Annotated in this window: 8 protein-coding genes; 5 read left to right on the top strand and 3 right to left on the bottom strand. The window is 61.1% G+C overall.

The features are described 5' to 3' along the window. On the top strand, positions 1 to 210 hold a 210-nt coding region (locus tag IQ26_RS13565; protein ID WP_145717930.1), incomplete at its 5' end, for a transposase. A gap of 367 nt (positions 211 to 577) precedes the next feature. Here IQ26_RS13565 and IQ26_RS13560 read toward each other — a convergent pair. Further along, entirely contained in the window at positions 578 to 2,683 is a 2,106-nt protein-coding gene (locus IQ26_RS13560; RefSeq protein WP_145717928.1) for a S9 family peptidase, read from the bottom strand. Between the two features lie 117 nt (positions 2,684 to 2,800). On the opposite strand from IQ26_RS13560, the gene IQ26_RS13555 reads away from it, so the two are divergent. Together IQ26_RS13555 and IQ26_RS13550 are read left to right on the top strand one after the other, a co-directional pair. Further along, complete coding sequence (locus IQ26_RS13555; RefSeq protein ID WP_145717926.1) at positions 2,801 to 3,169, top strand: SH3 domain-containing protein; 369 nt, start codon at positions 2,801 to 2,803, stop codon at positions 3,167 to 3,169. Positions 3,170 to 3,591: 422 nt separating this feature from the next. Further along, on the top strand, positions 3,592 to 4,017 hold the full coding sequence (locus IQ26_RS13550; protein WP_126040360.1) for a Ros/MucR family transcriptional regulator: 426 nt from the start codon (positions 3,592 to 3,594) through the stop codon (positions 4,015 to 4,017). A 149-nt stretch (positions 4,018 to 4,166) separates the two neighbouring features. On the opposite strand, the gene IQ26_RS13545 is transcribed toward IQ26_RS13550, so the two are convergent. Next, on the bottom strand, positions 4,167 to 4,595 hold the full coding sequence (locus IQ26_RS13545; protein ID WP_145717924.1) for a SufE family protein: 429 nt from the start codon (positions 4,593 to 4,595) through the stop codon (positions 4,167 to 4,169). A gap of 114 nt (positions 4,596 to 4,709) precedes the next feature. Beyond that, complete coding sequence (locus IQ26_RS13540) at positions 4,710 to 5,078, bottom strand: DUF5330 domain-containing protein (RefSeq protein ID WP_145717922.1); 369 nt, start codon at positions 5,076 to 5,078, stop codon at positions 4,710 to 4,712. Between the two features lie 539 nt (positions 5,079 to 5,617). Here IQ26_RS13540 and IQ26_RS13535 point away from each other — a divergent pair. Beyond that, positions 5,618 to 7,363: an ATP-binding protein gene (locus IQ26_RS13535; protein ID WP_145717919.1), complete on the top strand. Its 1,746-nt coding sequence runs from the start codon at positions 5,618 to 5,620 to the stop codon at positions 7,361 to 7,363. Continuing rightward, on the top strand, positions 7,338 to 8,105 hold the full coding sequence (locus tag IQ26_RS13530) for a peptidoglycan-binding domain-containing protein (RefSeq protein WP_145717917.1): 768 nt from the start codon (positions 7,338 to 7,340) through the stop codon (positions 8,103 to 8,105). Before IQ26_RS13535 ends, IQ26_RS13530 begins: the two co-directional genes overlap by 26 nt. The last annotated feature ends 47 nt before the right edge of the window (positions 8,106 to 8,152 follow it).

The following is an 8,152-nucleotide window of genomic DNA, read 5'->3' as shown; positions in this document are numbered from 1 at the left end:
AAGCACCATCCCGAGCTGCCGCCGCGGCTCAAACGCTACAACCGCCTGATCGCCAGACGGCGGGCTGCGGTGGAGACCACTTTCGCCACGCTCAAGCGCCGCATGAAGCTGACCACGATCCGCTATGTCGGGCTGGCCAAGGCAGCCGCCCAGGTGACGATGGCGGCCATCGCCTTCAACATGCGCCGATGGGCCGCCATCACAGGATAGGTGCGCCCGGATTCCGGCCACACAGGGCCGGACCGCCGCCTGAAACCCCAGACAGGACACCCCAAAACCCAAAAACAAACGAAAACCGGCGCCAAACCCGTTCCCGCCAGCGCTCTCCTGAAACTGCGCAACGGTCCCACGAGGGGGGAGATGTCCGGAAGTGGCGGAGATGTCCACAGGACAGAGGGGGGCGCGAAGGATCGCTACGGAGCGTTTCTATTCCAGTATAAGCCGTTGCATTCTTCGGCCAACGGATCCCTGGGTCTGTGCTCTGCTTCGCGTTCGCCGCGCTCTGGGACGAAGGCATGGCGGCTGATGGCTAATCGCCAGTGTTGTAGCGCGTCGTCGACTTCGAAGGCTATGCCGTTCAAAGATCGGCCTTGCCCGCCACCTTCAGCGCGAAGGCATAGGTGTAGGCGATCTCCTCGAGCCTGGAAAACCGGCCGGATGCGCCGGCATGGCCGGAGTCCATGTTGATCTTGAACAGCACCGGATTGTCGCCTCTCTTGCGGTCGCGCAGCCGCGCCACCCATTTGGCCGGCTCCCAATAGGTGACGCGCGGGTCGGTAAGGCCGGCAAGCGCCAGGATCGGCGGATAGTCGAGCGCTGCGACATTGTCGTAGGGCGAGTAGGCGGCGATCGTCTGGTAGTCTTCCTCCGAAGCGATCGGATTGCCCCATTCGGGCCATTCCGGTGGCGTCAGCGGCAAGGTCGCGTCGAGCATGGTGGTGAGCACGTCGACGAACGGAACCTCGGCGACGATGCCGCCGAAGCATTCCGGCGCCATGTTGGCGATCGCGCCCATCAGCATGCCGCCGGCCGAGCCGCCCTGTGCGACGATGCGGTCATGGGCCGTGTAGCGCTCGGCGACGAGGTGGTGTGCGACTGCGATGAAATCGGTGAACGTGTTCATCTTGTGCGCCCGCTTGCCGTCGTCATACCAGCCATAGCCCTTGTCCTTGCCGCCGCGGACATGGGCGATGGCGTAGATAAAGCCGCGATCGACCAGTGAAAGGCAGTTGGTGTTGAACGCGGCCGGCACCGTGATGCCGTAGGATCCATAACCGTAGAGCAGGCAAGGCGCTGTTCCGTCGAGCGGCGTTTCGCGGTGATGGATAAGCGAGACCGGCACCAGTTCGCCGTCGGCGGCGGGCGCCATCAGCCGCCGCGTCACATAGTGGTCCGGGTCGTGGCCGGACGGGACTTCCTGGGTCTTCAGCAGCACGCGCTCGCGGGTGCGCATGTTGTAGTCGAAGACCTGCGCCGGCGTCGTCATCGACGAGTAGGAAAAGCGCAGGATCTCGGTGTCGTATTCATACGATCCCGACAGGCCGAGCGAGAAGGCTTCCTCGTCGAACGAGATGAGGTGTTCCTCGCCGCTTTTGCGGTCGCGCACGACGATGCGCGGCAGGCCCTCCTTGCGTTCGAGCCTGACCATATGGTCCTTGAAGCCGATCACCGAGAGGATCAGCCGGCCCAATTCGTGCGGCACCAGTTCCTGCCAGTTGGCGCGCGCCGGATCACTCGCCGGCGCCGTCATGATCTTGAAATCCTTGGCGCCGTCGGCATTGGTGAGAATGAAGAAGATGTCGCCGCCCTCTTCGAGGTCGTATTGCAGGCCGGTCTCGCGCGGCGAAACCAGCTTCGGTTCGGCGAACGGCTCGCTGGCCCTCATCAGCCGGTATTCCGAGGTCTCGTGATCGCTGATGCCGATCATGATCCACTCGTTGGAGCGCGTGCCGCCGACATTCATGAAGAAGCCGGGATCGGTTTCCTCATAGATCAGCCGATCATTCTGCGGGTCGTCGCCAAGGGCGTGGAACAGCACCTTGGAGGGGCGATGGTTGGAATCGAGGCGGGTGTAGAAGAACCCGTCATTGCCGGCATCCCACACGCCGCCACCACCGGTATCCGGAATCCGGTCCGTCAGGTCGTTGCCGCTGGCAAGATCGCGCACACGAAGCGTGAAGAATTCGGAGCCCTTGTCGTCGAATGCCCAAAGAAGCTTGCCGTGATCGGCCGAGTGGTCGACGCCACCGAGGCGGAAATAGGCCTTGTCCTCGGCCTCGAGGTCGCCATCGAGCAGGATCTGTTGGTCGCCGCCATCACGCGGCATGCGGAAATAACGCGGCTGTTCGCCGCCAAGCTTGAAGGATGACCCGTAGGCATAGGGCCCATCCTTCATCGGCACAGAAGAATCGTCTTCCTTGATGCGGCCCTTCATCTCCTTGAAAAGCTGCTTCCGCAATTGGGCGGTGTCGGCCATCAGCGCCGCCTGATAGGCGTTCTCGGCTTCGAGATGGGCGCGGATCCGGCTGTCGAGCAGGGACGGATCCCTGAACACCTCTTGCCAATTTTCGGCTCGCAGCCAGGCATAGTCGTCTGTCCGGGTTACTCCATGATGTATGTCGAAAACCGGTCGCTTCTCTGGCTGCGGTGGGCTGACAGTTGGAAATGCTGGGGTTCTGGTCATTGCGCCTCGCTGTGGAAATTATTTGAACGGCGAATGAACACGCCGATCAGCGCGGGTTCAAGAGCCGGAACGCATGTTTCGCCGGGCTCCAGAAGATGAGCCGGAGGAGACAGAAAAATGAAATTCCGTTTTCATGCTGCCACGGCTCTCGCCGTCGCTTCGACCGTTTTGGTCTTTACCGGCCAGTCTCATGCAACCGTGTTCGCAGCTTGGCAAGTGACCAACGTGCCGTTTGGCGACACGCTCAACGTGCGCAAGTATCCGGCGGGGTCATCCCTGAAGCAGGCCGCCTATCCCAACGGTGCCGTTTTGCAGATGACCGGGAAATGCACCGGCGGCAGAAACCTGCTCGACATAGCCGATCAGCCGGCCTGGAAGCAGAAACAGAAGATCCGCTATCGCTGGTGCGAAGTCTGGCATGATCCGGCACGGAACGGCAATTTCGTCACCGGCTGGGCCTATGGAAAATACATCACCCCACATTGATGGATCGGTGCCTGTCCGCAGCGCCTGCTCACAGAAAGCAGAAACAAATCGCAACCTGTGGTTTCGCGGATTGTGAAAACAACCAGATAGCCTGCATCGCAACCAAGCATAGCCAAGCATTGACATCTTTTTACTGGCCATACGGATGTAACGGAAGCGTGACGCAGCGTCAGCCGTTGCTGGTCTGACCGGAAAATATCGAAAAGTTACAGAGTGCACGAAAGATTGAAGCTGGTCGTGGAATATTCGACTAACGTTGGTGAATATAGCACAAGAAGCGAATTGACTTACTTGGTTCACTGCCTCATTAGGATACCGCGACGCGAATCGCAGAGGCTCTTTCCTGCAAAAATTTCGCGCAATGCCCGACCTATCAAAAATAGGGCGCAGATAGAAACAATTCTCGTTGGGGCCATAAAGCCATGGATATTGTCGAGACACCTTCCAGAAATAGTGATGCGCTGATCGAATTGACGGCCGACGTCGTCGCCGCCTATGTCAGCAATAATCCGGTGCCGGTCGGCGAGCTGCCGAGCCTTATCGCCGATGTCCATGCTGCCCTCGGGCGCGTGGGCGGGGCCAGTGAACAACCTCCTGCCGATAAGCAGAAGCCGGCTGTAAACCCGAAACGCTCCGTCCATGACGACTACATCGTCTGTCTTGAAGACGGCAAGAAGTTCAAGTCGCTGAAGCGTCATTTGATGACCCACTACGGTCTGACGCCCGACGAGTACCGTGAAAAATGGAATCTGGACGCGAGCTACCCGATGGTTGCTCCAAACTATGCTGCTGCCCGCTCGCAGCTTGCCAAGAAGATGGGACTCGGCCGCAAGCGCAAGGGGCGCTGAAGCAGGCTCTCTTCTCAACCTGGGTCGAACAATCAACGGCGCCTCCGGGCGCCGTTTTGCTTTTTAGGGCATTGCTGGAGCAATCGATACGCGTCGCGCCAGATGCGGGGCTCTCCAATGTGCGGGATAAGCGCGCGCTGTTCGTCTAATCAGGCAGTCTGCCTCAAGGCCGCCTCGGCGTCGCGCTTGATGCGCTTGACCATCGAACGAAGACCATTGGCGCGTTGCGGCGACAGGTGTTCGTCGAGGCCGAGTGCCTTCAGCGTGGCTTCCGCGTCGATTGTCTGAATCTCGCTGGCGGGACGTCTCGAAAACAGCGCCAGCATGATGGCGACGAGGCCGCGCACGATATGGGCGTCAGAATCACCGACGAAGGTGACGACCGGGTCGGCGCCTGGCCCATAGTCTGTGGTCAGCCAGACCTGGCTGACGCAGCCGGGCACCTTGTTGGCGGGGGTGCGTTCCTCATCGGGAAACGGTGGCAGGGCCTCGCCCAGTTCGATTACATAGCGATAGCGGTCTTCCCACTCGTCAAGCAGGGAGAAGTCGTCGCGGATCGTTTGGATCGTCGTGGTCATTACCCCGGATATAGTCATCCGGCGGCGCCGCGTCACGGAAAAAGAGGAAAAACACCATAGGCGTCGAAAGGGCGGGCGACCTGCGGTGCAGCGACAGATACAGCTGAAAATAGCTCAGTTTTTCGCCGGCAAGTCGACTTTCACAGGCAAGTCGACTTTCGCGGGCAAGACGACGGCCACGGGCACGCTGCCGGTCGTTGTCGCCGTGTCGGGTTCGGCGGTCTTGTCGTCCAGCATGGCGGCCGCGATCTTGGCGGTCTCCCTGGCCCGGGCGGTGATCGTGTGCATTGCGGACTTGCCGGTCTCGCAGACGTCGGGCTTGCGCTCGCATATGCCGGCAATGTCGCCGACTGCTTCGCGTGCCGCAAACAAGGCCTGGATCGGCCCGACGCTTTGGTGGCCTGCCTCGTCGGAGCCGACATTCAGCGGCAGCGCCAGAAGCACCAGCGAAAACCAGAAAGCCATCCTTATCAGAAAGCCCATCTGTATGCCCTCTCATCCGTGACCGGATCATGCATTCGTGCGGCATGACCTCATTTATGGATACGATAGTGGCATGGCCGCGCAAAGGACGGCTTGCCTTGTCAGCGAAAATTTTCCTCAATTTTTAGGCAAATTCGAAACGAAGCATTTTGCAATGGATTTGCTTTAGATCCAGCGGATTTTCTTCACGTAAGGTTAACCATCCATCCAACTGTTTTCTATAGTTATTTGCTCGAAGCGCGGCGCGCCGATGGCGACTGCGGCAGGCGCAGGGGCGGTCCGCCCGGATAACCCTCCATTTACTATGGCTGCAATTGCCCAGCTTTTGCCGCGCCGGCCTCCCAATATTTTTGCTTCAGGCCTGGCATTGGTCAGCCCCGCCTTATCCATTCCTTAAACGCTGGATGCGAGTTTCAGACAAACAAGAAGCGACCTGCGAAGCAGAGCTGTTCACGACCGGGTGCGAGTGCGTTGAGTTGAGTTCGATCAGGGCCAGATACGTTGAATTGCCCGGCGCGATGGCAGCCGGTTGCGAACGTATGGTTCATCCGTCGGTCCTCGGACAGAACGACCGCCGGCGCCAGCGCCGGTTTATCGGTGTCATGCTGGCCGCTCCGTTCGTCGCCGCGGGGGCAGCAGTCACGCTGGTCACCTCGGGCCTGGGCGCGGCGGTGACCATGGCTGCGATCTTTGCGACTTTCGGCCTTTGCTGGTTTACCGCTTTGCTGGTGGCGGCATCGGGCAGGATGGCGTTCGCCGGCCAAGCCGCCCTGGCGATGGGCAGTCTTGCTCTTGCCGGTGTCATTGCCGCGGCGGGAGGTCTGGCCTCGCCGGTCGCCATGCTTGTCGTGGCGCTGCCGTTCGAAGCCTGGTGGATCGGCGCGTCTCGTCGCGCTGCACTGTGGGGTTCAGTATCCGCATGTGTCGCTATCCTGCTGCAGGCTTTTGCCGGGTCTGTCTTCCCGTTCGGCGCGGCGGAAATCGCCGCGTGGCATTGGCTGCTGCCGCTGGCCTGGGCGTTCACCCTCGTTCCGCGTATCGCGGCACTTGGCAACCCGGCCGGCGCGCAGCTTGATCCGGCGACCGACGATCGGCTCGAGACCCTCATCGACGCCGTTGTCCTGCGGGTCGGCAGGCATGGCGAGGTTCTGGATGCGTCGGCAAAGGCGCGCACGATCCTGAAGCTGCAACCGGAACTGCTGTTCGGTACCGGCCTGTTCGATCGTATCCATCTGTCCGATCGCGTCGCATATCTCAGCGCGTTGGCCGACATGCGCGATGGCGCGCCAGCGCGCCGGCTCGATCTTCGCGTCCGGCTGCCGCAAAACGGCAACGGCCCGACAGCGGACAATTACCGGCCGTTTTCCCTTGAGCTGACGCGGGCCGAACAGCAGGAGGACATCTTCACGTTCGTCCTGCGCGAAAACGACGAAGTCGCCGGATTGCGCGAAGAGCTTGCCGCTGCGAAAGAGGCGGCCGCGTCTGCCGAAGTTGCGAAGGGCCGGTTTCTGGCGGTCGTCAGCCATGAGCTTCGTACGCCGTTGAACGCCATCATCGGTTTTTCCGACATGCTGCTGCATGAGATGTTCGGCACCTTCAAGGATCCGCGCCAGAAGGAATATGTCGGCCTGGTCAAGGAGTCCGGCCAGCATCTGCTTGCCGTCGTCACTTCTATACTCGACGTGTCGAGGATCGAAGCCGGCGCCTACGCGACCGAGCCGGAACCGTTCCGCTTCGTGGAAGCGGTCGAAATGTGCCAGTCGATGATGCGCTTGCAGGCTGAGGCAAAGAACATCGATCTGCAGGCTCAGATCGCACCGGATGCAGGCGAGATAAACGCCGATCGTCGTGCCGTGCAGCAGATACTCATCAACCTCGTCTCCAACGCGATCAAGTTCACGCCCGATGGCGGCGATGTCGTCATCGGCGCCAAGCGGATCGGTTCGCGACTGCATTTCTGGATCAGGGACACCGGCATCGGCATCGCCGAGGAAGATTTTGCCAATCTCGGCAAGCCGTTCATGCAGATCCAGAACGACTATACACGCCGCTTCGAGGGAACCGGGCTCGGTCTGTCGCTGGTGAAGGGCCTGGTGGCGCTGCACGAGGGCACGATGTCGATCGAGAGCATGCCGGGCGAGGGCACCACGGTAACGATCAGCTTGCCGGTGAACGGACCGAGGGGACGTTCGACGGATAAGCCTGGCGTGCTGCCGATGCCTGCGGCCAGAACGGAAGGGGAGACAAAAGGGGACAAGGATGGCTCGCTCCGCAAAACAGCCTAAGGCGGTGAAGCGCCGCGGCAATGCCTTCCAGGGCGGCGCGGTCGCGGTCGGCAGCCTGATTTCTCGCAATCCGGTTCTGGTCGGCGGTTCGACCGCCTTTCTGGTGACGCTGTTCTACGTCTCGGCGAACGCTCTCTGGTACCAGCCCTTTCCCCATGCCGGCGCGTTTTTCGTGACCAGGAGCATGGAGGGCTTTCCTCGAACGGCCGCCGTCGAACCCGAAACCACCATCAACATCGTGCGGCCGGGCCCGGAGCCGGCGCCGATCAAAAGCGATCCGGTCGTCGAGCAAGTCCAGAACATATTGAAAGACCTCGATTTCTATACCGGCACGGTCGATGGCATTCCCGGTCCCGCCACGCGCAAGGCCATACAAGCCTATCAGCAGAAGGTCGGGCTCAATGCTTCCGGCGAGATCGACAGCGCTCTGCTCGATCAACTGGGCGCTACGCCAACCGCCTCGACGATCGTGCCGCGGCCGGCACCCCGGCCGGGCGACACGATCGCCGTTCCCGTTTCGGCGCCGGCAAATGCGTCAGTTCCTGCACCAGACGCCCGCATCATCAAGATCCAGGCCGGGTTGAAGGCATTCGGCAATGACGACATGCAGCTTGATGGCGTGGTCGGAGCACGCACCAAGGCGGCGATCAAGGAGTTCCAGTCGCTGTTCGGGTTGCCGGAGACCGGCGAGCCCGACGAGGTCGTCTACGCCAAGATGCGCGAGATCGGCCTGACCAATTGATGCGATGATTGAGGCGCCGCCTCGCCAACCGGCCGGGCAACAACCGA

This window comes from Mesorhizobium tianshanense (assembly GCF_007830515.1).
In the GTDB taxonomy this organism is placed as follows: domain Bacteria; phylum Pseudomonadota; class Alphaproteobacteria; order Rhizobiales; family Rhizobiaceae; genus Mesorhizobium; species Mesorhizobium tianshanense.
Note: the sequence above shows the minus strand (reverse complement) of the source record. Positions and strands in the feature narration are given on the sequence as shown.